The sequence below is a fragment of the Parazoarcus communis SWub3 = DSM 12120 genome, assembly GCF_003226565.1.
Classification (GTDB): Bacteria; Pseudomonadota; Gammaproteobacteria; order Burkholderiales; family Rhodocyclaceae; genus Parazoarcus; species Parazoarcus communis.
The window spans coordinates 1-26,199 of sequence record NZ_QKOE01000018.1 but is presented as its reverse complement, the minus strand read 5'-3'; the positions used below and the strand labels follow the sequence as shown (position 1 = coordinate 26,199).

General features: G+C 60.5%; 19 protein-coding genes and 1 pseudogene. 11 read left to right on the top strand and 9 right to left on the bottom strand.

Annotated features, from left to right (window positions below; all coding sequences use genetic code 11):
- Positions 1 to 61: 61 nt before the first annotated feature.
- Entirely contained in the window at positions 62 to 3,235 is a 3,174-nt protein-coding gene (locus DNK49_RS18615) for an error-prone DNA polymerase (RefSeq protein WP_110528122.1), read from the bottom strand.
- 277 nt (positions 3,236 to 3,512) lie between these two features.
- Between DNK49_RS18615 and DNK49_RS18610 the strand changes: the two genes are divergently transcribed.
- Complete coding sequence (locus tag DNK49_RS18610; protein ID WP_110528119.1) at positions 3,513 to 5,309, top strand: M61 family metallopeptidase; 1,797 nt, start codon at positions 3,513 to 3,515, stop codon at positions 5,307 to 5,309.
- A 15-nt stretch (positions 5,310 to 5,324) separates the two neighbouring features.
- On the opposite strand, the gene DNK49_RS18605 is transcribed toward DNK49_RS18610, so the two are convergent.
- From DNK49_RS18605 to DNK49_RS18580, 6 genes are all read right to left on the bottom strand, one after another.
- On the bottom strand, positions 5,325 to 5,978 hold the full coding sequence (locus DNK49_RS18605) for an HAD family hydrolase (RefSeq protein WP_110528116.1): 654 nt from the start codon (positions 5,976 to 5,978) through the stop codon (positions 5,325 to 5,327).
- Positions 5,979 to 6,156: 178 nt separating this feature from the next.
- Positions 6,157 to 6,588, bottom strand: a complete 432-nt coding sequence (locus DNK49_RS18600; RefSeq protein WP_110528113.1) for a host attachment protein — start codon at positions 6,586 to 6,588, stop codon at positions 6,157 to 6,159.
- Positions 6,589 to 6,763: 175 nt separating this feature from the next.
- Positions 6,764 to 7,228, bottom strand: coding sequence for a flavodoxin family protein (locus tag DNK49_RS18595; protein WP_110528110.1), 465 nt, complete (start codon positions 7,226 to 7,228; stop codon positions 6,764 to 6,766).
- A complete protein-coding gene (locus DNK49_RS18590) occupies positions 7,225 to 8,022 on the bottom strand; it encodes a M90 family metallopeptidase (protein WP_110528107.1) in 798 nt (265 codons plus the stop codon). The genes DNK49_RS18595 and DNK49_RS18590 overlap by 4 nt, the downstream gene beginning before the upstream one ends.
- A gap of 4 nt (positions 8,023 to 8,026) precedes the next feature.
- Positions 8,027 to 8,920 (bottom strand): DMT family transporter, encoded by an 894-nt coding sequence (locus DNK49_RS18585; RefSeq protein ID WP_110528104.1) that lies wholly within the window; start codon positions 8,918 to 8,920, stop codon positions 8,027 to 8,029.
- 183 nt (positions 8,921 to 9,103) lie between these two features.
- The gene (locus tag DNK49_RS18580) at positions 9,104 to 12,184 is read right to left on the bottom strand and encodes a transglycosylase domain-containing protein (protein ID WP_110528101.1); all 3,081 of its coding nucleotides are present in this window, start codon (positions 12,182 to 12,184) and stop codon (positions 9,104 to 9,106) included.
- A 97-nt stretch (positions 12,185 to 12,281) separates the two neighbouring features.
- Between DNK49_RS18580 and DNK49_RS18575 the strand changes: the two genes are divergently transcribed.
- Positions 12,282 to 14,486, top strand: coding sequence for a RelA/SpoT family protein (locus DNK49_RS18575; RefSeq protein ID WP_110528099.1), 2,205 nt, complete (start codon positions 12,282 to 12,284; stop codon positions 14,484 to 14,486).
- Positions 14,487 to 14,560: 74 nt separating this feature from the next.
- On the opposite strand, the gene ppk1 is transcribed toward DNK49_RS18575, so the two are convergent.
- Positions 14,561 to 16,639 (bottom strand): polyphosphate kinase 1, encoded by a 2,079-nt coding sequence (ppk1, locus tag DNK49_RS18570; RefSeq protein WP_110528096.1) that lies wholly within the window; start codon positions 16,637 to 16,639, stop codon positions 14,561 to 14,563.
- A gap of 163 nt (positions 16,640 to 16,802) precedes the next feature.
- Here ppk1 and ppx point away from each other — a divergent pair, with 163 nt between their 5' ends.
- The 8 genes from ppx (at position 16,803) to DNK49_RS18530 (ending at position 25,273) form a co-directional block, all read left to right on the top strand.
- Positions 16,803 to 18,305, top strand: coding sequence for an exopolyphosphatase (gene ppx / locus DNK49_RS18565; RefSeq protein WP_110528319.1), 1,503 nt, complete (start codon positions 16,803 to 16,805; stop codon positions 18,303 to 18,305).
- 8 nt (positions 18,306 to 18,313) lie between these two features.
- A complete protein-coding gene (locus tag DNK49_RS18560; RefSeq protein ID WP_110528093.1) occupies positions 18,314 to 19,432 on the top strand; it encodes an MlaE family ABC transporter permease in 1,119 nt (372 codons plus the stop codon).
- On the top strand, positions 19,429 to 20,205 hold the full coding sequence (locus DNK49_RS18555; RefSeq protein ID WP_110528090.1) for an ABC transporter ATP-binding protein: 777 nt from the start codon (positions 19,429 to 19,431) through the stop codon (positions 20,203 to 20,205). The genes DNK49_RS18560 and DNK49_RS18555 overlap by 4 nt, the downstream gene beginning before the upstream one ends.
- On the top strand, positions 20,206 to 21,153 hold the full coding sequence (locus tag DNK49_RS18550; RefSeq protein WP_110528087.1) for an MlaD family protein: 948 nt from the start codon (positions 20,206 to 20,208) through the stop codon (positions 21,151 to 21,153).
- A gap of 73 nt (positions 21,154 to 21,226) precedes the next feature.
- Positions 21,227 to 21,844 (top strand): ABC-type transport auxiliary lipoprotein family protein, encoded by a 618-nt coding sequence (locus DNK49_RS18545; protein ID WP_110528084.1) that lies wholly within the window; start codon positions 21,227 to 21,229, stop codon positions 21,842 to 21,844.
- Between the two features lie 68 nt (positions 21,845 to 21,912).
- Entirely contained in the window at positions 21,913 to 23,562 is a 1,650-nt protein-coding gene (locus tag DNK49_RS18540) for an acyl-CoA synthetase (protein ID WP_110528081.1), read from the top strand.
- A gap of 106 nt (positions 23,563 to 23,668) precedes the next feature.
- Positions 23,669 to 24,469, top strand: coding sequence for an enoyl-CoA hydratase (locus tag DNK49_RS18535; RefSeq protein ID WP_110528078.1), 801 nt, complete (start codon positions 23,669 to 23,671; stop codon positions 24,467 to 24,469).
- A gap of 15 nt (positions 24,470 to 24,484) precedes the next feature.
- Positions 24,485 to 25,273, top strand: coding sequence for a TatD family hydrolase (locus tag DNK49_RS18530; protein ID WP_110528075.1), 789 nt, complete (start codon positions 24,485 to 24,487; stop codon positions 25,271 to 25,273).
- Between the two features lie 18 nt (positions 25,274 to 25,291).
- On the opposite strand, the gene DNK49_RS18525 is transcribed toward DNK49_RS18530, so the two are convergent.
- On the bottom strand, positions 25,292 to 25,888 hold the full coding sequence (locus tag DNK49_RS18525) for a TetR/AcrR family transcriptional regulator (RefSeq protein ID WP_110528073.1): 597 nt from the start codon (positions 25,886 to 25,888) through the stop codon (positions 25,292 to 25,294).
- A 183-nt stretch (positions 25,889 to 26,071) separates the two neighbouring features.
- Here DNK49_RS18525 and DNK49_RS18520 point away from each other — a divergent pair.
- Positions 26,072 to 26,199: pseudogene (locus DNK49_RS18520) on the top strand (electron transfer flavoprotein subunit beta/FixA family protein); the annotation flags it as partial.

The window sequence follows — 26,199 nt, the reverse complement described above, 5'->3', positions numbered from 1 at the left end:
TCAACCAAAACCTTTGTCGTGAAGTGGTTTTTATCCGGAGGTTCAGCGTGTTGTTCAAGCCTCAATGAAAATCCCGGCTATGAACATCGAGCAGCCCAAGCATCGCGGAATGATCGACCACCCTGCCCGCAATCAGATGCACGACCTGACCCTGGCGGCTGATCTGTCCGTAGACGCCGAGCAGGCGGGCCCCAAGCAGGGCCCGGCGTTGACGTTCGATCAGTTCGGGGCGGACGATGACGTTGGTCAGGCCGGTTTCGTCTTCCAGTGTGATGAACAAGGTACCTTTGGCAGTGCCGGGACGTTGCCGACAGGTCACGATGCCGGCTCCGCGCGCCAGCATCCGGTCGCTGCATTGCATGATTTCGCTTGCCGACAGAAAACGCAGCCCGCGCAGCGTATCGCGCAACAACGCGAGTGGATGACGGCCAAGGGTGAAGCCAAGACGGTGATAGTCGGCGTGCAACTCCTCGGCTTCACTGGGCTGTTGCAGGGCCAGTGTTGTCTCCGGCGCGGCCGTGCCGTTCAGAATGCCGGGCAGGGGGGCATTGCCGGCGGCCTGCCACACCGCTTGCCGACGATGCCCGGCCAGCAGACGCAGGGCACCACCCGCCGCCAGGCGTTGTAGTACGGCGGGTTCCAGTCGTGCGCGCTGGGCCAGATCGGCCACATCGGCATAGGGTCGGGCCCCGCGTGCGGTCACGATGCGTTGCGCGCTGTCCAGCGACAGGCCCCGAATCATCGACAGACCGAGCCGTACAGCCGGCGTGGAGGCGGCCTGCTCGACCGCGGTGACCGAATCCTGGGCTTCCAGCGTGGAATCACAGGCACTGGCGTTAACCTCGGGCGGGCGCACTTCGACACCATGCCGGCGGGCGTCCTGAATCAGCTGCGAAGGTGAGTAAAAGCCCATTGGCTGGCTATTGAGCAGGGCGCAGAGGAAGGCGGCCGGTTCGAAGCACTTGAGCCAGGCCGAGGCATAGACCAGCAGCGCAAAGCTGGCCGCATGCGATTCCGGAAAACCATAGCTGCCGAAACCTTCGATCTGCCGGCACAGACGCTCGGCAAACTCAGGCTCATAGTCGTTCTTGTCCAGCCCAGCCAGCAACTGAGCACGGTAGCGCTCGAGCTCACCCTTGCGGCGCCAGGCCCCCATTGCCCGGCGCAACTGATCGGCCTCGCCACCGGTAAAATCTGCGGCGACCACCGCCAGCTGCATCACCTGTTCCTGAAAGATGGGTACGCCCAAGGTCCGTTCGAGCACGCCGCGGATCTCGGGACGCAAATCTGCCAGCGGATCTTCACCGCGTGCCTTGCGTGCACGCGCCTCCAGGTAGGGATGCACCATACCACCCTGAATCGGACCTGGACGAACGATGGCAACCTCGACCACCAGATCATAGAAACGTGCAGGCCTGAGCCTGGGCAGCATGGTCATCTGCGCGCGCGACTCGATCTGGAAGACACCGATGGTGTCGGCCTGCGACACCATCTGGTACACCGCGTCCGACTCGCGCGGGATGTTGGCCAGACTCATCGGCCGGCCACGCCATTGCGATACCAGATCAAGCGCCCGGCGCAGTGCGCTCAGCATGCCAAGCGCCAGCACGTCCACCTTGAGCAGGCCCAGGGTGTCGAGATCGTCCTTGTCCCACTGCAAGACGGTGCGTCCGGACATGGCCGCGTTCTCGATCGGTACCAGTTCATCGAGCCGCCCACGGGCAATGACAAAGCCGCCGACATGCTGGGACAGGTGCCGGGGAAAACCCATCAGGTTGTGCGCAAGCTCGAGCCACTGCACCACCGGCGGGCTATCCGGGTCAAATCCGGCTTCGCGTACCCGCTCGGGCAGGACGCGAGCCCCATCAAACCAGAAGCGGTCGCGGGTCAGACGCTCGATCTGTGTGTCTTCGAAGCCCAGCGCACGGCCGACATCCCGCACTGCACTGCGGGCGCGGTAACGGATCACCGTGGCGGCCAGCGCGGTACGCTCGCGCCCGTAGCGGCGGTAGATGTACTGGATGACCTCCTCGCGGCGTTCGTGCTCGAAATCGACGTCGATATCCGGCGGCTCATTGCGTTCGCGCGAGATGAAACGCTCGACCAGCATGATACCCAGCGAGGGATCGACCTCGGTGATACCAAGCGCCCAGCACACTGCAGAGTTTGCGGCCGATCCCCGTCCCTGGCACAGGATGCCGACACTGCGCGCATGACGGACGATGTCATGCACCGTCAGGAAGTAGGCTTCGTACTCGAGCTCGCGGATCAGTGCGAGTTCGGACTCGATCTGGGTGCGGACTTTGGCGGGGACAACATCGGTTGTCGTGCTGCGTTCATTCCGTAGCGCCTCGGCTGGCGACGCAACACGCTGGTAGCGCCAGCTCAAACCGGCCTCCACCAGCCGGCGCAACCATGAGGCGGCCGTTTCACCCGCAGGTACCAACTCTTCCGGATACTCGTAACGCAGCTCATCGAGACTGAAATGGCACAGATCGGCGATGTGCTGGGCCTCGGCCAGGGCGTCGGCCGGATAACGCTGCTGCAACTGGGGTTTGGACAACAAACGCCGTTCGGCATTGGGCGCGAGCCTGAGGCCAGCCTTGCTGACGGGGACGTGCAGGCGGATTGCCGTCAGCACATCGGCCAACGGACGTCGAGCCGCATCATGCATGAGCACACCGGTTGCTGCGACCAGTGGCAGTCCACTGATAGCCGACAACTGACGCAAGGCCTGCAGATGAGCGCAATCATGACCGTCATACAGCACGCTGAGTACGATCCAGGCTCGTGTGGAAAAATACGTGCCCAGCCAGTGGGCATCGTCCCGGTCGCGTACGTGGTCACCACTGGGCAGGAGCAGGGCGACACAATCGCTCAGTCCTGTATCGAGATCGCTGCGCAGCAGTCGATAACGGCCTTTGTCAGCGGCACGCCGCCCTTGAGTGATCAAGCGCGACAACTGACCGTAACCGCTACGGTTCCGTGCCAGAACGACCAGCCCAGGCCCATCCTCCAAGTTTATTTCACTGCCGATGATCAACTTCAGCGGCAAGCTGTGCGCACGGATCTCGCGATGGGCACACACCACGCCCGCCAGCGAGCACTCGTCGGTGATTGCCAGTGCTCGATAGCCCAACGCAGCCGCCTGCTGTACGAGCTCCTCTGGATGAGAGGCGCCACGCTGGAAGCTGAAATTGCTCAGGCAGTGTAGTTCGACAGGATCATGCGACATCAGATAACTGTATTTAAATACAGTTATCGAGGCAAGTCAGGTTATTGATGGCGGTCACGGCCCATAACATGCACGTGTTGCCACAAGCAGAAGCAGAGGGTTCACACCAAAGTCTTATCCCCGCCAACCGTGGGTGAAGCTGTGGACAAGTTGTGGGACAGTGGCGAAGAGCCTTGAGCCGACAGTGTTTTTCCGTGCTGCACAAAAAATAGGCAATCGCCGGCAAACGGCCTAGAATCGGGCTTCCCACGAATTTTGCACGGTCTGCGTCTGCCCCATGTCCAACGCCATCCGATATTTCATCCGCCCCCTGCGCCCGGAAGCGCATCTGTTCGAAGTGCGCTGCACGGTGACCGAACCAGATCCTGCCGGACAGGTCTTCAGCCTGCCGGCATGGATACCCGGCAGCTACATGATCCGCGAGTTTTCCCGTCACCTGCTTGATCTGCGCGCCGAGAGCAATGGCAAGGCCGTCAAGCTCGACAAGCTGGACAAGCACACCTGGAAGGCTGCCAGGGTCAGGCAGGGACAGGCTCTGACCCTGCATTACCAGGTCTATGCCTGGGATTTGTCGGTACGGGCCGCTCACCTCGACCAGACCCATGGCTTCTTCAACGGGACCAGTGTCTTTCTGGCCGTGGCAGGGCAAACCGATGCGCCCTGCCTGGTCGAAATCGCCGGGCCCGAAGGAGAGACCTGCCGCCACTGGAAAGTCGCGACTGCGCTGCCGCGGGCGACCGGCGAAAAAGGCGCAGCCAAGGCTTATGGTTTTGGCTTGTACCGCGCAGAGAACTACGATGAGTTGATCGACCATCCGGTCGAGATGGGGCAGTTTACCCAGGCAGCGTTCGAGGCTGGCGGTGTCCGGCACGACATGGTGTTTACCGGCCGGCATGACTGCGACACCCAACGGCTGGCTGCCGATCTGAGCAAGATCTGTCAGTGGCAGATCGAGCTTTTCGGCGCGCCACCGCCGATGGATTACTACCTGTTCCTGACCCAGGTGGTCGGTGACGGCTACGGCGGGCTGGAGCATCGCGCATCGACTGCCTTGCTGGCCAGCCGCAAGGACCTGCCCTGGCCGGGCATGAAGGGCATGCCAGAGGGTTACAAGACCTATCTCGGTCTGTGCAGCCACGAATATTTCCATACCTGGAACGTCAAGCGCATCAAGCCGGCAGCCTTCACCCCGTACGATCTGGCGGTGGAAAACCATACCCGTCTGCTATGGGCGTTCGAAGGTTTCACCTCGTACTACGATGATCTGGCGCTGGTGCGTTCGGGGGTGATCACACCGGATGACTATCTTGGACTGCTCGGCAAGACGATCTCCAATGTGCTGCGTGGCCCCGGACGCAAGCATCAGAGCGTAGCCGAGTCCTCTTTCGATGCCTGGACCAAGTATTACCGTCAGGACGAGAACTCACCCAATACCATCGTCAGCTATTACGCAAAAGGCGCGCTGATTGCGCTGGCGCTCGATCTGCAATTGCGCAGCGAAAGTGCCGGACGTTGCAGTCTGGATGATGTCATGCGTCTGCTGTGGCAACGTTACGGCCAGACTGGAACCGGCGTTGAGGAAGACGGTATCTTTACAGCGATCGAAGCGCTTGCCGGAGCCGACCTGGGGCCAAGATTGGCGCGCTGGCTGCGTAAGGTGGTAGAGGGCACCGATGATCTGCCGCTGACCAGGCTGCTCAAGCCTTTCGGGGTCGATCTGGCGCTTGACGCGGCCAGCACAACACCAACGATCGGCATCAAGCTGACCAGCGGCGATACACGTATCGCAACCGTTTATGAACACAGCCCGGCGCAACAAGCCGGGCTCTCCGCCGGTGATGTGTTGATCGCGATTGACGGACTGAAGCTGAACGGCGGCGGACTGGATGCAATGCTGGAGCGCCGTCAGCCGGGGGACCACATTCAAGTCCATGCTTTCAGGCGGGACGAGTTGATGTGCTTTGACGTCGAACTGGCCAGCCCGACGGCCGATTCGGTAAAGCTGACGCGTCAATCCAAAGCACCAGCCAGTGCAATGCAGTTGCGCAAGGGATGGTTGGGCAAACAGGCCTGAGCCGATGTTGAGCGTTCAGGCGCCCAGCATCTGCGCGAGCTGTCCGGGGGTGCTTGCCATTTGCCAGTGTGCCGCAGTTTCAGCTGCGGTCAGGCTGCCATAGCCCCAGCTCGCGGCAATGAAGGCCAGGTGATTGGCATCGGCCGACTGTCCGTCTTCGGCGCGATCGCCAATATAGACGGCCAGATCCGCAGCAATGCCGCGATCACCGAGCAGACGCCCGATCATGGCTGCCTTGTCCGGCAAACGTGGGGTGAAGAGGTCGAGCGCATAGACATCGCCAAAAAAATCCTGCCAGCCAAGATGTTCGAGAATCAAGCGGGTCGGATAGATGCGTTTGTTGGTGGCAATCGACAGTCTTGCGCCCGTCTGCATCAGTCGCTGCAGCATCTCGGTGACACCGTCGAAGGCTGTGGTGTGGCGATAGCCGCTGCTGTCGTAACTGGCCTTGAAGGCATCGGCCAGGCGCGCGATCAGGGCAGGGTCACGGCTGGCGCTCAACAACTCCAGTGTTTCGGTCAGCGGTGGGCCGATGATGTCCGCTGCAATCGGTACTGCCGGGGTCATGGAAACGGCGGAAAAAGCATCGCGGAAACTGGCGAGAATGGCCGGCGCTGAATCGATCAGGGTACCGTCAAGATCGAAAATGACGTGGGGAAAACGGGGCATGAATGTGCTTGGAGCGGTCGATAGGTCCGCCATTATCCCGGAATCTGATGGCAGCGCTTACCCTTGCCCATAAAGGGTCTCGGTCGCTGAAAATGGATGCGGGGCGCCAAGCGCCCCGCGGCTCTTCGGTGCGGTTTTAGCCGCACCATCGTCTCAGGTCGGGAGACGGTCGAAGAAGTCAGAGATAGATGGCGGACGAGAGTCGATTTGCGAGTTCAGGCTCCGGTGTCTTGGTGTAGTCTTTTTCGAAACGATCGCTGATCAGTTGGGCGGTTGGTGCGTCCAGCATGTTGTTCAGCATGCCCATGAAGGCGGGCGGAGCGACGATGATGGCGCGCTTGAAGGCATTCTTCGCCCTGCCGTGGTAGAGGGTTTGTGCAATCTCCTGTGCGAAAACCTTGGCTTCGTAGTGCTTGGGTTCGGTCTGAGGCTGCATCGAGCCACCGGTGCTGCCCATGCTGCCTGGTCGGTCGGTTACCAGGTCGGCATTCTTCTGCCTGCTTTCTGGATGGATGAGTTCCTTGACCAGCTTGAGGCCCTTGTTGGGGCCGAGGTTCGCGTACAGTTTTGCCAGGCTGGCGTTGGCAACCAAAATCCAGGTAATAGCCATGAGACACCCTCCGTTACGGAAAAAAAGCGGACTGTTGCGTGCAACAGTTTTACCAGACTAGACCGTACGGAAGGGGCTGCCAAGAACTATCGTTACCGTTTGATGAAACGGTTTTTCGTTTTGCAGGAAAACACTTGGTTGATCACGGCAGGCCGTGGTTTGCGCGACGTGGTGACTAGAATGCGCCCATCGACAACGCGGTGGCAAAGCCTTCCCCCAGCTCATGCGCGAGAGTGAGGTCGCCCGGCGTGACCGCCTTACGCACGATCAAGGGCTCGCAGGCCAGCTTCCAGCCATAACCATTGGCAATGCGGCCAATCTCACGCACCGCACCAGTGCCGTCGTTGCCTGCACTGACGAAAATGCCGTAAGGACGCCCATTGGTCTTGTTTTCGCAGGGATAGTAGGTGCGGTCGAAGAAATCCTTCAGTGCACCTGACATGTAGCCAAAGTTCTCCGGGGTGCCAAGCAGCACGCCATCGCAAGCGAGCAGATCGCTGTGACCGGCATCAAAGGCCCGTAGCAGACGGGTTTCAACGTCAAGGACCTGTCGCGCGCCATCGAACACGGCATGTGCAAGCGCGCCCGTGTTGCCGGACTGGGTGTGATAGACAATCAACAGCCGCTTTGCCGGCATCATGAGGGCAGGGTGGAGGTCTGGCGCAGGCAGCGAGCCTCGCCCGCGGCTGGATCAAGGCCGTAGTAGGCCGACAGCTGGGCATACACGGCCGGAAATACGCTGCGCAGATAACCGGGCTGTTCGAAGAAGACTTCAGAGGCGACCGCAAAGAACTCGCCAGGATGTTCGCTGGCATAGGGGTCGAGCACCGGCTCGGCGCCGCTGTCGACCTGCTCGCAAAGCGCATCGTAGGCCGCGGTGAAGGCGGTTGCCCAATCGCGCCTCGACATGTGGGCAGGCAGTGGCGGCAGACCATCGACACCGCCATTTTCCATATCAAGCTTGTGCGCAAACTCGTGGATCACCACATTGACGCCGTCAGGTGCGGGGGTTCCGCCGTCGTCAAACCAAGATACGATGACAGGCCCGCCTTCCCAGGCCTCGCCAAGGACTTCGTCATCGTATTCGTGGACGACGCCATCCTCGTCCATCTCGTGCCTCGGAATGACGAAATCGCCCGGATACACGATGATGCCGACCCAGCCGCGATAGGCCTGCAGTCCGATATTGAGCACTGGCAAGCAGGCCTGAAGGGCAATGCCAAGCATGATCTCGTCGGAGAGCTCCATGCCCTGAGCGCCATGAAACTGCTTTTCAGCCAGCAGCTGGCGTGCCATCAGGCGCAGACGCGCTCGGTCATCCGGCTCGAGATAGTCAAGAAAGGGCAGACGGGCCTCGACACGCGTCCACATCTCGACAGGGACGTCGACGAGCGTCTGCTCAAATCCCAGCCAGTTGCGCAGTTTTCCGAACATCGGTCTAGGAGGCGGGTTTCCGGGTGGTCAGCAGGATACCTGCAAAGACCAGGCCAATTCCGATGAAATGATAACTCTGTGGTCGCTCACCCAGGAATATCGCCGCAAGGATGATGCCAAATACCGGCATCAGATGAATGAACAGCGACGCGCGGCTGGGACCGACGGCAGCCACGCCGGCGTTGTAAAACACATAACCGATGAAGCCGGGAAAGATGCCGGTGTAGAGAATGCCGCTGACGGCGGTAAAGGACAGCTGGATGTGCCGGCCACTGGCCAGTTCCCAGGCATAGATGGGCGCGAGCAATGCCAGCCCGATCACTGTCAGTGCCGCCAGCATCAGCATCGGATCGACGCCTTGCGGTCGCCACTGCAAGCCAACGGTGTACAAGCCCCAAGTCAGTACGGCACCCAACATCCACAAGTCACCGTTGTTAAGGCTGAGGCCCAGCAATGTGTCCAGGCTACCTCTGCTGACGATGGTGACGACCCCCAGCAAGGAGACGATCACCCCGGCCGCCTCCAGCCTGCTCAGGCGCTTGCCGAACAGCAGGAACGCAAGTGCGATGGTGGCGATGGGGATGAAGGAGTTCAGAAGCGTGGCGTTGGTCGCGGTCGTGTATTGCAGTGCGATATAGGCAAAGGTGTTGTAGCTGCCGACGCCAAGCGCACCCAGAAACAGCAGGGGGCGCCAGGCGCTGCGCAGACGGGGCCATTGTTCGCGCAGGTGCGGCAAGGCAAAGGGCAGGACGAGGGCCAACGCAATGGTCCATCGCCAGAAGGCAAGTGCGATGGGCGGGACGTCCGCACGGATGCCACGCCCCATCACCATGTTGCCCGCCCAGAACAGGGCGGTAAGGGAAAGCAGCAGATAGGGGTTGGCCGACAGTCGTTTCATTCGAATTTTGCAGAGCTTATTGAGGCGCGATCATGGCACAAGGCTGGCGTGAGCCAAACAGGGAGAATCCCTGATGGAGCGTGCACAAGCGGATTGAGTCCGAGTGGGGGGAGTCAAGGCAAGACATGGGCGGGATGCAATCCCGCTGGGGGCTGCGACGATGGTCCTATCTGTCACGGAAGATCAGGAGGCGGCTTCTGCGTCGGCAGCAGGCTTGCAGGCCTTGGCCGCATCTTCATGCAACAGCGGTTGAAGCAGTGGTGCAATGCCACGCGCCAGCAACTGGACCGCGAGTCCACTGGTGAACTGGTAGCTTGCTGCATGGGGTTCGCCAACGTATGCGGTCAGCGTGCCGAAGAAGCGATCGCCGATCATGAACACCAGTGTTGCGGAGCGCGTGACCACGCGCGAACTGACCAGTTGACCACCCCGCCCATAGACGTCATAGCGGTGATCGCCTGTTCCGGTTTTACCGCCGACGGTGATCGGCTTGCCCGTCGGGTCGACGAAAGCCCCCGCCAGCCGTCTGGCCGTACCTGCATTGGCCACATCAATCAGTGCTTCGCGAGCCACCCTCGCCAGTTCGGGGGGCAGCACTTGCTCCGGCGTACCGGGCAACCTGGCCAAACGGGTTTCATAAGGCGTATCGGCAGCGAAATGCAGCGACTCGATCCGTTGTATCGGGAGGCGCTTGCCGTCGTTAAGCAGAATGCCAACCAGCTCGGAAAGTGCAGCGGGGCGGTCTGCCGAGCTGCCGATGGAACTGGCATAGGACGGGGTGAGCGTTTCGAACGGATAGCCCAGACGGTGCCAGCGCCGGGCGATATCGATGAAGGCCTCGACTTCGAGCAGACTGCGGATGCGTACATCCTGGGCGTTACGATGACGCGTCCGGAACAACCACGTGTAGACCTCGCGGCGCTCGTCCACACTGGCGCTGACGACCTGCGATCGGGTGGCACCGGGATGGGCCTGCAGGAACTCTACCAGCCAGAGCTCCAGTGGATGAACACCGGCTAGGTAGCCTCGGTCCGGCAAGCCGAAGCGGTCACGTCCAAAACGGGTGTATAGGTTGCTCAACTCGGCATCGCCGAGCTGACGACCTTCTGGCAGGCGGTCTCGCATCAGCGTGGCGAACTGGGCCTCATCGGCTTCGGGGAGCACCGACCTGAGGATGACGGCAAGCCGGCGCGGCGTCAGACGCAGACCGTCGAGCAGATGATCGAGTGCGGCCAGACCCTGCCGCCCCTGGTACTTGCGGAAGAAGCCATTGAGGAACACCTGGCCCTCACGATCGGCAAAGCGTTCGAGATACTCGCGACGGCGTGGATCGTCAGGATCCTCGAAGATGTCGGCCGCTGCTGGATTCTGCGCGATGGTATGGCGGACGATATCCCGCATCATGCGAATGAAGACAAGATTGACGGAATGGCGGAAGGCAACCTTCACGCTCATTACCTTGTTGTCATCATCGCGGTTGAAATTGTTGAACCGGTGCAGACCGCCGCCGGTGAAAAACTGCTCGGCCGGGCTTGCCGAGTAATTTCGTTCCATCGCAGCATCCAGCATGGCGCCCAGTGAGCGCTCGTCGGTGTTGCTCAGGTAGTCCAGCGCCCACGCGGCCAGTGGGTTGTTCCGCGGACGCGGGGTCTGGCGCAACTGCTCGAGATCCAGCGCGCCGTAGTATTGATGCAGTTCGGCGATGACTTCGAGATAGTTCACCAAGGTGCGCAGCTTTGCCGTCGAGCCCAGATCGAGCTTCGCACCTTCATTGATGTCGAAAGGCTGATCGTAACTGTCGGTCTGGATGCGCAGCAGATTGCTGTTGCCGGAACGTTCATACAGCGTAAAGCTGAACAGCACCCGGGAGGGGTCCTGTCCAGGGGCAAACATTCTGCCGCCGACAAGGCCAAGCTGATTGGCGCGCACTGGATCGGCGATCTCACGCAGCAAGGTGCCGACGGCGGACTGAACTTGCCCGTGCAGGGTGCTGGTCACGCTCAGATCGAGTCTATCGAGGTCGTAAAAGCGTGGAACACCCAACTGGCCGGACAGGTGCGTTCGTAAGCTGTTGCTGGCCTTCCGGGTGACGAAATCGGACTGGGGCGGAAGTGCAGGACCATCGCGCAAGGTCAGCGTCTGGGCCAGTGCGGCATCACGCAGGGCAGGCTGTATCAGCCCAGCCTGTGCCAGCAATCGCAGATGGCTGTCGGTCAGACTGCCCAGCGAGCGTGCGTTTCCAGCAAGGTAAAAAGATGGGCGGCGCTGTGCGATCATCAGGGACAAGGCCTGCTTGTAGGCCAGTGCACGCTCAGCCAAATCGGTTTCCGGTGCAGGAGCCCCTGTGGTGACAGGGGGGGTATCGGCAAGCAGACGATTCACCTCGGCAAAATCGCGTCCATACCATGCCCACAAACCGTCACCGAGGCCATTGACTTCTCCGAACCCGGATTTTGCTGACAAGGGCACTGTATTGAGGTAATCGGTGACGATACGTTGTCGCGCGGTAAAGTTCTGTTCGCCATCCAGATAGGCTCGCACCGAGGCGGTGGCCATCTGCCGTAGTTTTTCTTCGCGGGAACCGGTACGGCCATCAGGTGAATGACGATATTTCTCGATCTGGGTAGCCAGCGTGCTACCACCGGGTTTGCTGTGATCGGGGCGGACCAAGCCGATCAACTGGTCGAGCGCCGCACGCGCGAAGCGGTTCCATTCAACCGCGGGATTGCGGTAGGGCCGGTCAGCAGCCAGCAGTTCGCGGTTTTCGATAAACAGCAGGCTGTCGACAAGAAGCTGTGGCACCTCTTCAAAACGGGCATAGATGCGTTCGGGGAAACGCGAAACCTGAAGCCGTTGATCACGGCAATCCAGCAGCTCAAGTCCGCCCTGGTTCTTCTCGCGGTAGACAGGGAACAACCCCAGATCGGAGAGTGCCAGCAGACGCGCGGATGGCCGGGCCTGGTGGGTGACAGTGTAGCCACGCTGCAACAGGCGCTCGATAAAGGCCGGTATCTGGTTGTAGCCGAAACGGGTGTCGTAGGGGCCGGTCGGTGCGTGCAGGAGCGCCCCACGCCCGGGTTCAAGCGAAAAACTGGCTTCGCTGGCAATGCGGTTGAGATGGGCTGCCTGAAAGTGCGAATGCTCGATTTCGTCCAGTACCCAGGCAGCCGCAGCGACGATGGCGGCAAGCGCCAGCGGGAGCAGGAACCAGCGCAGCCGGATCTTGCGAGCGGGGGTGGAGTTCGAGCGCTGAACGCCTTCCATGGGGCTACCGTTGGCAAGGTGGGAGATGCCTGCAGCATCTTCGGGTCGACACCGGGATGGTAACACCGCAATGTGGGTGATATGGGATAATCGCGTCATGGTTTACGTTACCCACGCAATCTCTCAGGACTCGGCTTCGCCGCCCATCGATCTTCTTGCCGAGGGCTTGGCTCCGGCCGAGCGTACCCGTATCGAGGAGGCGCTGGAAATGGCCGCCGAAGCCTACGAGGATCGGGTGCTCGGTACGGGTGAGTCGGTCTGGACTCATGCTCTGGGTATGGCTTTGATCGTGACCTCGCTGCGGCTCGATGCGGATTCGCGGATCGCTGCCTTGTTGTTCTCGATTGGCGAGTACGTCGAGGCCGATGCCTACGCCGAGGTCGAAGCCCGCTTCGGCACCCATGTCGCACGCTTGGTCGAAGGTTTGCGCAAACTCAATGGTCTGCGTGTTCTCACCCGCATGACTACCACGGCCTCCGGTCCCGAAATCCGGGCCCAGACCGAGACCTTGCGCAAGATGTTGCTGGCGATGGTCGAGGACATCCGCGTGGTGTTGCTGCGTATCGCTTCGCGCACCCAGACGCTGCGTTATTACACCGAGGTGCCAAGCGATAGCCGACCCGATGTGGCGCGTGAGAGTCTGGATATCTATGCACCACTAGCCAACCGGCTGGGGGTCTGGCAATTGAAATGGGAACTGGAGGATCTCTCCTTCCGCTTTCTCGAGCCGGAAACCTATAAACGTATCGCCAAGATGCTCGATGAGCGTCGTTCGGAGCGCGAGGAGTTCATCCACTCCGCGATCGAACGCCTGCGCAGCGAAATTGCGGCGGTTGGCATCAAGGCCGAGATTTTCGGGCGGCCGAAGCATATTTACAGCATCTACAACAAGATGCGTGCAAAACGCCTGGATTTCTCCCAGGTGTACGACATCCGCGCCTTGCGGGTTCTGGTGGATGAAGTCCGCGATTGTTATACCGTGCTTGGCCTGGTGCATCAGATCTGGCAGCCGATCAACAAAGAGTTCGACGATTACATCACCAAGCCCAAGGGCAACAACTACCAGTCGCTGCACACTGCAGTGCTGGCCGGTGACGGCCGTGCGCTGGAGGTCCAGATCCGGACCTACGACATGCATCGTCATGCGGAGCTCGGCATTGCCGCCCACTGGCGCTACAAGGAAGGCAGCGGGCCGACGGGCGACTACGATGACAAGATCGCGCTGTTGCGCAATCTGCTGTCGTGGCGAGATGAGGTTGCGGATTCTGCCCAGTGGCTGGAGCAGTTCAAGCGCGCCTCACTGGACGACACGCTGTATGTGTTGACGCCGCAGGGCAGGGTGGTGGATCTGCCGCGTGGCGCCACGCCGGTTGACTTCGCCTATCGTCTGCACACCGATCTGGGGCACCGTTGTCGCGGCGCCAAGGTGGATGGTCACCTTGTCCCCTTGAATACGCCGCTCGAGAGCGGGCAGACGGTGGAGATCTCCACCACCAAGGAAGGCGGGCCGTCGCGCGACTGGCTCGATCCGCGTCAGCATTACGTCGTGACTTCACGTGCCCGCACCAAGATCAAGCAGTACTTCAGTGCGCAGGACGAAGAGGAATTGCTCGCGCGTGGGCGCAGCTTTGTGACCCGCGAAATGCAACGTGATGGTCATGCGCAGGCCAACATCGACGGATTGGCGGACCGCATGGGGTTCAAGAACGCCGATGCGCTGTATCTGGCTGCAGGGCGCGGCGAAATCGGGCCACGTGCCGTGCAGATGGCGCTGCGCGAGGGCGATGTGGTGGCCGAACCCGTGGCCGAACCCGAGATCGTTGTTGGTCGTAGTCGCTCGGGTGACAGTTCGGACAAGATCCTGATCGTGGGGGTTGGCAAACTCTTGACCTCGCTGTCGCGCTGCTGCAAACCGGCGCCGCCGGACGCGATCGAAGGCTTCGTAACACGTGGGCGGGGCATCTCGATTCACCGCGTCGACTGCCAGGACTTTCAGTTACTCGTCAAGCGTCACCCGGAACGGGTGATCGCGGCGGAGTGGGGCGACCAGGCGTACAACAATCGTCAGGCGCTATTTCCGGTAGATATCGCGGTTCAGGCGATGGATCGTCAGGGCTTGTTGCGCGATATCTCGGAAGTGCTGTCCCGCGAAAAACTCAATGTCACCGCGGTCAATACCCTCACCAAAAAAGGTACGGCCTACATGCGCTTTACCATGGAGGTGGGCGGCATCACCCAGTTGCAGCGTGCGATTACGCTGATACGCGAGGTCAAGGGCGTCATTGACGCGCAGCGCAAGTAAGCGACGGCCGCACGGCGTCGGCCTGCATGCAGACAGTGGCGCGAGCCTGAAGGGTTCGCGCCACTGTCTTTGGATCAGCGCCCCGCCAGTTCCTGCAGCAGGATCAACTGCGCAGCACGGCGTGTGCCGCGTGCGGATTTACGCCGGTAGCCGCCTTCCTGCTGCATCTCCCAGGACTGGCAGTTATCACCCAGATAGGGGCGTAGGCCTTCCTTCATGACCCGGCGCTTGACCCTTGAGTCGAGCACCGGGAAGGCGATCTCGATCCGGCGGAAGAAGTTGCGATCCATCCAGTCTGCGCTCGACAGATACATCTGGTCCTCACCATCGGCATGGAAGTGAAAGATCCGGTGGTGTTCCAGAAAGCGCCCGATCACGGAACGCACCCGGATGTTGTCCGACAGTCCCGGCACGCCCGGACGCAGTGCGCAGGGGCCGCGGATGATCAGGTCGATTTCGACACCCGCTTGCGATGCGGCATACAGCGCTTCGATGGTTTCAGGCTCTAGCAGCGCATTCATCTTGGCAATGATGCGGCCACGACGGCCAGCGGCAGCAATTTCTGCCTCGCGACCAATGGCTGCGACGACATTGGGTTGCAACGAGAACGGGGCCTGCCACAGGTGTTTAAGCGTCGTCGCCTGGCCCAGGCCGGTGAGCTGCTTGAAGACCTCAGCCACGTCTTCGCTGATTTCCGGGTTGCAGGTCAGCAGGCCAAAGTCGGTGTAGAACCGGGTTGTGCGCGGGTGGTAGTTGCCAGTGCCAAGATGCACATAACGGCGCAGACCGTCATCCTCCCGGCGCACCAGCATCAACAGTTTGGCATGCACCTTGTAGCCGAAAACGCCATACACCACGTGTACGCCCACTTCCTCAAGCCGGTTCGCCCATGAGATGTTGGCCTCTTCGTCGAAGCGGGCCATCAGCTCAAGCACCACCGTCACTTCCTTGCCCTTCTGTGCGGCACGTACCAGATGCTCCATCAGTACCGAGTCTGTTCCCGTCCGGTACACCGTCATCTTGATGGCAACGACCTGAGGGTCGTCGGCAGCAGCGCGCAGTAGCTCGATCACGGGCGCAAAGCTCTGGAAGGGGTGATGCAGCAGGATGTCCTGCTTGCGAATTGCGGAGAAGATCTCCTCGCGCTTGTCGAGCACCTTGGGTAGCCCGGGCAGGAAGTTGCCATACTTCAGATCCGGCCGCTCCACCCAGTCAGGCACCTGCATGAGGCGAACCAGGTTGACGATGCCGGGGGTGCGGTACAGATCGGCGCGCTCCAGGCGGAAGTGCTGCAGCAGGAAGTCCGCCATTTCCGCGGAGCAGTTGTCGGCGACCTCAAGCCGCACGGCGTCACCGAAGTGGCGCTGTTGAAGTTCGCCCTTCAACGATGCACGCAGATCCTTGACTTCTTCTTCATCGACAAACAGGTCCGAGTTGCGGGTGACCCGGAACTGGTAGCAACCGAGCACGTTCATGCCGCTGAACAAGTCGCCCACATGCGCATGCAGCACTGAGGACAGGAAGACAAAGCTGTACTCGGCCGTGCTCAGTTCGGCCGGCAGCCGGATGACACGTGGCAGAACCCGAGGAGCCTGCACGATGGCGGTCCCCGAATCACGTCCAAACGCGTCACGGCCTTCGAGTTCGACAGCAAAGTTCAGGCTCTTGTTGAGCACACGAGGAAAGGGGTGCGCCGGATCCAGCCCGATGGGTGTCAGCACCGGCATGACTTCACGCTGGAAATACTCGCGGATCCAGGCTCGTTGTGCATCGTTCCACAGGCTGCGGCGCAGGAAGACAATGCCTTCGCCCGCAAGCGCGGGAAGGATGTCGTCGTTCAGCATCTCATACTGGTCAGCGATGATCTCGTGGACTTCCGTACTGACCCTGGAGAGCAGTTCTGTTGGCGGAATGCCATCGTTTCCGGACGCCCGGCTACCAAGCCGGATCTGCTCCTTGATGCCCGAAACGCGGATTTCGAAGAACTCATCCAGATTGCTCGATACGATGCAGAGAAACCGCAGCCGCTCAAGCAGGGGAACATTGACGTCGGCAGCTTGTGCGAGCACCCGCCGTTGAAACTGCAGCAACGAGAGTTCGCGGTTGATGAAGTGCTCTTTGGGGTAGCGATTGGCTGGGGCCGGTCTGTACATGGTTCATCCGCACGGGTGAGTTTTCGAGATTATGTGACATTTCCATTACATTTCAATGACACAGATACGTTTTGTTCATGTATTTTCGAGTCGTCGGATTGATCTGCGCAGATGCTAGAATGTGTGCCCCAATGCGTTTGTCCCCGGCGGCTACCTGCCCATCATGATGCAAGACCTGATCGCTGCGATCGACCTCGGCTCCAACAGTTTTCGCCTCCAGGTGGGGCGTATCGTCAATGACCAGATCTACCCACTGGATGGCCTCAAGGAGGCGGTTCGACTGGCTGCGGGGCTGTCGCCCGAAAAATGGCTGGACATGGAGGCTCAGCAGCGTGGTGTGGCCGCCTTGCGTCGTTTCAATGAGCGCCTGAACGGTTTCCCTCGTGATTCGGTCAGGGTTGTGGCGACCAACACCCTGCGGGTGGCGAAGAATGCACAGGAGTTCCTGATCCGTGCCGAAGCGGCACTCGGTTTTCCAATCGAAGTCATCGCCGGCCGCGAAGAGGCTCGCCTGATCTATGTCGGTGTGGCCCACACGCTGCCAGACCCGCACAAGCAGCAACTGGTTGTGGATATCGGTGGCGGCTCCACCGAGTTCATCATCGGCAAGAGCTTTGAACCTCTGCTGCTCGAGTCGCTGTACATGGGTTGCGTGGGCTACAGCCTGAAGTATTTTCCAGAAGGCCGTATCGACAAGCGTGGCCTCAAGGAGGCCGAGTTGGCGGCTCGACGTGAGTTGCAGGCCATTGCCCACGTCTATCGCGAGACCGGATGGGAGGAGGCGGTCGGTTCATCCGGTTCGGCCAAGGCCTTGGTCGAGATTCTTGAACAGAATGGTTTGTCGTCCGGCGGTATCACCCGTGATGGCCTGGAGAAACTCAAGACGCTCTTCCTGCGGGCTGGCCATGTCGAGGCGCTGGATCTCCCCGGCCTGAGAGGTGACCGGATTCCGGTCATTCTGGGCGGGTTTTCGATCATGAGCGCGGTATTCAAGGAGTTCGGCCTGGAACGCATGGTGTTTTCGGAGGGAGCCTTGCGCCAGGGTGTGCTTTACGACCTGCTGGGGCGCTACCATCACCATGATCTGCGTGACGCTACGGTCGCGGCCTTTGTGGCCCGTTACCGGGTCGATCAGCGCCAGGCGCAGCAGGTTGCAGCCACAGCCACGTATCTGCTGTCACAGGTCGACCCGACGGCCGCCGCTCCGGAAAGCCTCGACCACCGCTTTCTGCACTGGGCGGCGATGATGCATGAGATCGGAATTTCGGTTGCGCACTCCAGTTATCACAAGCACAGCGCCTACATTCTTGCCAATGCCGACATGCCAGGATTCTCGCGGATGGATCAGGGGCGTCTGTCGCGCATTGTGCTGGCACATCGTGGCAAGCTCGAGCGCGTTGCCGCCATTGACCCGACCAGCCCCGACTGGACGTTGATCGCCTGCCTCAGGCTTGCCGTGGTGATCCACCGGGCACGGGATACGCGCGGTGTGCCGCCGATCACGATGACCCGGGAGGGAAGGGGGTTTTCGGTCAATACGCCGGTTGGCTGGTTGCAGAAGCTTCCTTTGACTGCCGCAGCATTGGACGAAGAGCAACGGCAGTGGATTTCGGTTGGGCGCGGCTTGTACGTACGATCCACCGCGCCGCGTAGCGTTGCCGTCTGACGTCCTTCATGAGCGGTGATTCGCCCCCCGCCTTGAGTCGGGATCCCGCCTCAGGCACGTGGACTGCCAGCGGGAACTGGACCTTGCAGGCTTTGCGGCCACGTGTCGACGTGCTGCGCAAGCAACTCTCAGGCGCGTCGGCCGGTGAGCGCTGGCATCTTGAACAGCTGTCGCGACTCGACAGCTTTGGCGCTGCCTTGCTATGGGGGGCCTGGGCACAACAGTGGCCAGCAGGGATCGAGGTTTCCGCAGCACATCGCGCCATCATCGAGCGGATTGCTGACTCCGCAACAAAACCCTTGCCGCCTGCCAGGCGTTTTGGCCCGCTGGATGCGCTTGCGCATGTAGGCCAGGTGATATTCCTGTTTCGTGATCACTTGCTGGCCTTCATCGCCTTGCTGGGGCGCTTGCTGCTCGATATCGCACATCTGATGCGACGCCCGCGGGATTGGCCGGTACTGGAAATCTCTGCCAACCTGTACAAAGTTGGGGTCAAGGCGATGCCGGTGACCGCGCTGGTGGGTTTCTTGATTGGTGTGGTGCTGTCGTATCTTTCGGCCTTGCAATTGAAGGCATTTGGCGCTGATATCTTCATCGTCAACATCCTGGGGCTGGGCATCATCCGCGAGTTGGGGCCTGTGCTGGTCTCGGTGCTGGTTGCGGGACGCTCCGGCTCGGCAATGACCGCTCAGCTCGGTGTCATGAGGGTGACCGAGGAAATTGATGCGCTGACCGCGATGGGCGTCTCACGAACCCTGCGCCTGATCCTGCCTAAAGTCATTGCACTGACGCTGGCCATGCCGCTGCTGGTGCTCTGGACATCCTCGGTGGCCTTGTTCGGTGGCATGGTGTCGGCGTGGATCGAGCTTGGGTTGAGTTTCGGGTTCTTTCTGGAGACCCTGCCCCGGGTGGTGCCGATTTCCAACGTATATATCGGCCTTGCCAAGGGTGCAGTGTTTGGTTTGCTGATCTCGATGGTCGCCTGCCACTTTGGCCTGCGTGTGCGGCCGAATACCGAAAGTCTGTCGGCCAACACCACGGCATCGGTGGTGTCATCCATCACGCTCGTGATCCTGGTGGATGCGGTATTCGCAATCGCAACGCGTTCGATTGGTGTGCCGGTATGAGCGAGACAGTGGTCTCCCTGTCGGACGTGGTTACCCGTTTCGGGTCGAATCTGGTACACGACGGACTGAATCTGGACATTGCACGTGGCGAGATCGTGGCCCTGGTCGGCGGTTCCGGCAGCGGCAAGACCACGCTGTTGCGTCACATCATTGGCCTGACCCAGCCAGCGGCGGGCCAGGTCAGACTGTTTGGCGAACCGCTGGATGGTGGTTCGATCGACGATCAGGTGAATCGCAAACGCCGGTTTGGCGTATTGTTTCAGCAAGGGGCCTTGTTCTCTGCGTTCACCGTGGGCGAGAACATTGCCTTTCCTCTGCGGGAGCTAGGCGTTGCGACCGAAGACGAGATCCGGCAACTGGTCAGCCTGAAGCTCGCCATGGTGGAGATGGAAGCACAACATGCTGCGCTGATGCCCGCAGAGCTTTCGGGTGGAATGGTCAAGCGTGCGGCACTGGCCAGGGCGCTGGCGCTGGAGCCTGAGTTGCTGTTGCTGGACGAGCCCACCGCGGGACTTGACCCGGATCGCAGCGCGAGCTTTGTCCGTCTGATCCTGTCCCTGCATCGGGAGCTTGGGCTGACCGTGGTGCTGGTCACTCATGACCTGGATACCCTGGCTGCCATGTCAAGCAAGGTCGCGGTGCTTGCCGATCGCAAGATACTGAGTTATGCCTCTCTGGAGGAAACGATGCTGATCGAGCATCCTTTCATCGAACGCTTCTTTCGCGGCGAGCACGGTCGTCGCGCGCTGGCGCGGGCCAAGGAGAACATCTGAATGGAAAATCGCGCTCACGCGATCGCAACCGGGCTATTTGCGCTGCTGCTCGGTGGCGCCCTTGTGTTGGCACTGTGGTGGTTTTCGGAGGATCGGGAAGCCACCCGCGAATATCTGCTGGCATCCACCGGCTCCGTCAATGGGCTGAACGTGCAGGCAGCGGTACGCTATCGCGGGATGCTGGCGGGCAGGGTCACAGATATCGCCATCGACCCTCAGGACGCGCGCCGACTGCTCGTAAAAATCCGCATCCGGGCAGACCTGCCCATCACCCGTAGCACCCGGGCCTCGCTGGGTACTCAAGGGGTGACCGGGCTCGCCTATATCCAGCTTGAAGAGCGGGGAAGCGACACCACGCCCTTGACTGCTGAGGATGGGCAGCTTCCAGTCATCGTGCTCAACTCCGGACTGATCGATCAGATTGCCGATCATGCGTTGGCGGCCGCACAGCGTTTCAAGGAGGTTGCCGACCGCATTTCGCTGGTCTTCGATGAGACGACGACCGAGCGTTTGCGCAAATCGCTGGAACGGCTGGAGTCTGCGATCGCAGGGATCGACCGAACTTTCAAGGATGCACCGGCCACCCTGGCCGCCATCAGCGCCGCTTTCAACGATGAGAACCTCGGACGGTTGGCGGCAACCCTGGACAACCTCGAGCGCACCACCGGTGCCGCTGAACCCACCATTGCCGAAATGCGGGTGCTGCTGGAGCGACTTACCGCGATGTCCGAGCGGGTGGACCGCGCAGCGCTTGCTGCAGGGGACGGCCTGATCGACGGGACCTTGCCGCAACTGAACGAGTTGCTGCGCGAGTTGACCGCAACCTCCCGCCGCCTGGGGCGTTTGATCGAAGAGGTCGAATCCTCGCCTCAGATGCTATTGACCGGGCCGGGGGAGCGGGCGCCAGGACCGGGCGAGCCTGGATTTACCGTGAATTCGCCACGCTGAATGCACCATCCGGGAACGCCAACTTCGGTCGGGCAAACGCCTTTCGCGCACCTTATCTTTCTCGAGCCAGAAAATGCGTATTCCACAGCTTGCCGCCATCGTGCTGACTTCGATCGCTGTCACTGCCTGCAATGGGTTGGGTGTTCCGCCGCGTCCAATGGCGAGCTTCGATCTGGGGCTGACGGCACCAAGATCGCTGCCTGCCCAGGTTGTCCCGGCACAAATCCAGTTACTGGCGCCTTCTTGGTTGGAAACCAGTGCGATGCAGTACCGCCTGACCTGGGACCAGACGCACCGCCGACGCAGTTTTGCCAATAGCCGCTGGGCAGCACATCCACCGGAGATGCTGGCACGCAATCTGGAGCGCGCCATCGGTGGCATCAACATCGGTACCAGTGAATGCCGTCTGCGGCTGGAGCTTGATGAGTTCGTACAGGTGTTCGATACCGAACAACGCAGTGAAGCACGCGTAGTGCTGCGGGCAAGCTGGCTACCGGCTCGCAGTGACAAGGCGCTGGCACGTAAGGAGTTCGCATTGAGCAGCGTCGCGCCGGAAGCGACTGCCGAAGGCGGTGTCGCGGCCTTTTTGCAGATCTCGGACATGCTTGCCGAACAGCTTGTGCAATGGCTTGCAGGGCTTGACGGCGAGGGGCTGCGGGATTTGAATGTCGGCGCGGCATGCCGTAGCTGATCTGCATGGCTGCGGCCGTCGCGTTTCAACCACTATAACGATGCAATAATGTTGTTGAGGGAGAACGCATGACCGACAGAATGTCTCCATATGACACGGGCCTGGACAAGAATCCGGCCAATTACGTGCCGCTGACACCGCTGACTTTCATCGAACGCAGTGCCTATATTTATCCTGACCGTATCGCTGTCATCCATGGCCAGCGACGGCTGACCTGGCGCGAAGTGTTCGAGCGCAGCCGACGGCTCGCTTCCGCGTTGAAACAGCTTGGCGTCGGCAAGAATGACACCGTCGCCGTGGTGCTGAACAACACGCCCGAGATGTTCGAATGCCATTTCGGGGTTCCAGGTTGCGGTGCAGTGCTCAATACCGTCAACACCCGGCTGGATGCCGAAGGGGTGGCCTTCATCCTGAATCATGGCGAGGCCAAGGTATTGATCACCGACCGCGAGTATTCGCGCATGGTCAAGACCGCGATCGAACTCGCTGGGCGCAAGGACATGATCGTCGTCGATGTAGACGATCCGGAATACACCGGTCCGGGCGAGCGCGTGGGCGCACTGGAGTACGAGGCGCTGCTTGCCGGTGGCAATCCCGAGTTTGTCCTGGAGCAGCCTTCGGATGAGTGGGACGCGATCTCGCTGAACTACACTTCCGGCACCACTGGCAATCCGAAAGGTGTGGTCTATCACCATCGCGGCGCCTATCTGAATTCGATGTCGAACATCGTTTCCTGGGGGATGCCACCGCACGCGGTCTATCTGTGGACGCTGCCAATGTTCCACTGCAATGGCTGGTGCTTTGCCTGGACGCTTGCAGCGAATGCCGGCGTGAATGTCTGTCTGCGCAGGGTCGATCCGCGGTTGATCTTCGAGGCCATCCGTGAGCACAAGGTCACCCACTATTGTGGCGCGCCCATCGTGCATTCGATGCTTGCCAATGCGCCGGCAGCCTGGCGCGAGGGCATCAACCACAAGGTTTCGGGTCTGGTTGCCGCAGCACCCCCGCCGGCGGCCGTCATCGAGGGCATGGCGAAGATCGGCTTTGACATCACTCACGTCTATGGCTTGACCGAAACCTACGGCCCGGCAGCGGTCTGCGCCAAACACGAGGACTGGGCGGATCTGCCGCTGGCTGAACAGGTGGTCAGGAATGGACGCCAGGGTGTTCGTTATCATGCCCAGGAAGGCATTACCGTACTGGATCCGGAAACGATGGAGCCCGTTCCCTGGGATAACGAAACCATGGGCGAGATCATGTTCCGCGGCAACCTGGTGATGAAGGGGTACCTGAAGAACCCTAAAGCCACAGAGGAATCCTTCCGTGGCGGCTGGTATCACACTGGCGATCTGGCGGTCATGCAAGCGGACGGCTACGTCAAGATCAAGGACCGCTCCAAAGACGTGATCATCTCGGGGGGCGAGAACATCTCGTCGATCGAGGTCGAGGATGCGCTCTATCGTCATCCTGCTGTCATGGCCGCTGCGGTGGTTGCCCTGCCCGACGAGAAATGGGGTGAGGTTCCCTGCGCCTTCGTCGAACTGAAGGACGGTGCCGAGGTGTCGGAAGACGACATGCGGACTCACTGCCGCGAACATCTGGCAGGGTTCAAGGTGCCGAAGAAAGTGATTTTCGGCGCCCTGCCGAAGACCTCGACCGGCAAGATCCAGAAGTTCGTGCTGCGTGAGCAGGCCAGGTCGACGGCTGCGTTCGAGTAGTCGCAGGGTACGGGGATGTTTGCAGCATACATCCCCCGCAACGGCCGATCATGCGCTAACATGATCGGCCGTTGACGTTAACGTAAACCAATATCGGAGGAGATCAATGAGTGCAATGCCGCAGTCCCAGGACGCACCGATGCTGCTACGAAGCGACGAAGCCGGTGTCACCACGCTGACGCTCAATCGTCCGCTGCAGTTCAATTCGCTGTCGCGTGCCATGCTTGAAGCATTGATTGCCGAGATCGACGTCATTTCGAAGGACGATTCCGTACGTGTCGTCATCCTCGCGGGGGAGGGCAAGGCTTTTTGTGCCGGTCATGACCTCAAGGAGATGCGTGGCAATTACAACCTGGCCTTTCAGCAGGATTTGTTCAGGCTGTGCGGCAAGTTCATGGTCAAGCTGACCGAAATGCCGCAACCGGTCATCGCCCGCATCCACGGCATTGCCACGGCGGCGGGTTGTCAGCTGGTGTCGATGTGCGATCTTGCCGTTGCGGCCGACGTCGCGCGTTTTGCCGTATCGGGTATCAATGTGGGGCTGTTCTGCGCCACGCCCAGTGTTGGGTTGTCACGCAACATGGGTCGCAAGCAGGCCTTTGAGATGCTGGTTACCGGAGATTTCATCGATGCGCATGAGGCCCAGCGCCGAGGCCTGATCAACCGGGTCGTACCGCTTGAACAACTCGATGAAGAGGTTGCCCGCCTGGCCGCATCGATCGTCGCCAAGTCTCCGGTCGCGATTGGCATGGGCAAGCAGATGTTCTACCGGCAGCTTGAAATGGGGCTTGAGGCGGCCTACCAGATGGCCGCCGAGACCATGGCCTGCAACATGATGGCGGAGGATGCCGCAGAGGGTATCGACGCTTTCGTGGGCAAACGCAAGCCCGTCTGGAAAGGTCGCTGAAACGGCTTTACGACGATGCTGATCGACAGTCACATACACCTTGATGCGGCCGAGTTCGATGCGGACCGCAACGAGGTGCTTGCAGCAGCACGTGCTGTGGGTGTCGGTGGATTCGTCGTACCTGCAGTGGACCGCGCAAGTTTTTTGCGTATCGCAGAACTTGCGCGGAACTGTCCCGACGTGTGGCCTGCGTATGGCTTGCATCCAATGTACGTTGATCAAGCCGTTGATGCCGATATTGAAGCGCTGGAACACAAGCTGGCCACATCGAACTGCATTGCGGTTGGCGAGATCGGACTCGACTTCTATATTGATGTCACGGACAGGAAACGCCAGGCCAATTTTTTTTCCGCTCAACTCAAGCTGGCGCAGCGTTTCGATCTTCCGGTCATCCTCCATCTGCGACGGGCGCAGGACGAGGTGCTGAAACACTTGCGTCAGACCCGCGTGCGCGGCGGTGTTGCGCATGCTTTCAATGGCAGTCGCCAGCAGGCTGACGCTTTCATCGCGCTCGGATTCAAGCTCGGCTTTGGCGGAGCGATGACCTTCGAAGGTTCTCAGCGCATTCGAAAACTGGCGACCGAGCTTCCGCTGGAGAGCATCGTGCTCGAAACCGATGCTCCGGACATGGCACCCAGCTGGGGGCGGGGCCAGCGCAACTGCCCGGCCAATCTGTCACGCTATGCCGCAACGCTGGCGACTTTACGTGGCATCCCGGTCGACATCGTCATTCGGCAGACTACGCTGAACGTGGTTGAAGCTTTTCCCCGCCTCAATTCCCGGTCAGATGCGCCTGCTACCTGACAGTGACTCCCGATCTGCTCAGGCCGGGCCCGAGGCGTGCGCGGAACGAGCGATCAAATCGGCGATGTCGCGTTTGAGCCGTGCAACATCGGTGTCGAACTTTTCGTAAATCATCAGGGAAACGCCGAACACATAGGCATACAGCAGCATGCAGCGACTCGATGCCTCCTCCATCGGCACACCACAAGCCAGGAACAAGGCGCGCGCGCAGCGCAGACGAACGTCATCGACCTCTGCAACGATCGCACCCGCCTCGCTGTCACGTCTCGCCCAGTCACGAACCGCCAGTTCGATCATCATCCCCCGACGACTGCGACTTGCGCTATAGACGTCGATGACGTGATAGATCTGCTCCAGCTCGTGACCTGGATCGGCTGTGGTCTGCTTGATGATGTCGCGTATACGACCTTCCTTCCAGTGCAGCAGGACTGCTATCAGCAGATCCCTGCGGTCCTGAAAATGCCAGTAGAAGCTGCCCTTGGTCACTTTCAGCCGTTTCGCCAACACCTCGACGCGCAAGCCGGCAATACCTTCCTCTGCCAGTACTTCGGTGGCAGCGGCAATCCATGCGTCGCGGTCGAGCTGAACCCGTGGTTTATCTGTTTGTGTCTCCATACGGTATAGTATTGACGATTCTTCGTCCGTACGCTACCGTACGCGCTCCATACTGAAGCGTATGGAGATAACTTCCCGATTCGATTCGCGCTGAAGTGCGATAAATGCACCATCTGAGTGCCATAATGAATCGGTTCGACGAGAGTCGAACGTGGAGACAACGAATTTACAAGGAGCGCGGCATTGAAGATTCTGGTCCCGGTCAAACGCGTGGTGGATTACAACGTGAAGGTTCGCGTGAAGGCGGACGGTAGCGGCGTGGATATTGCCAACGTGAAGATGAGCATGAACCCGTTCGACGAGATCGCGGT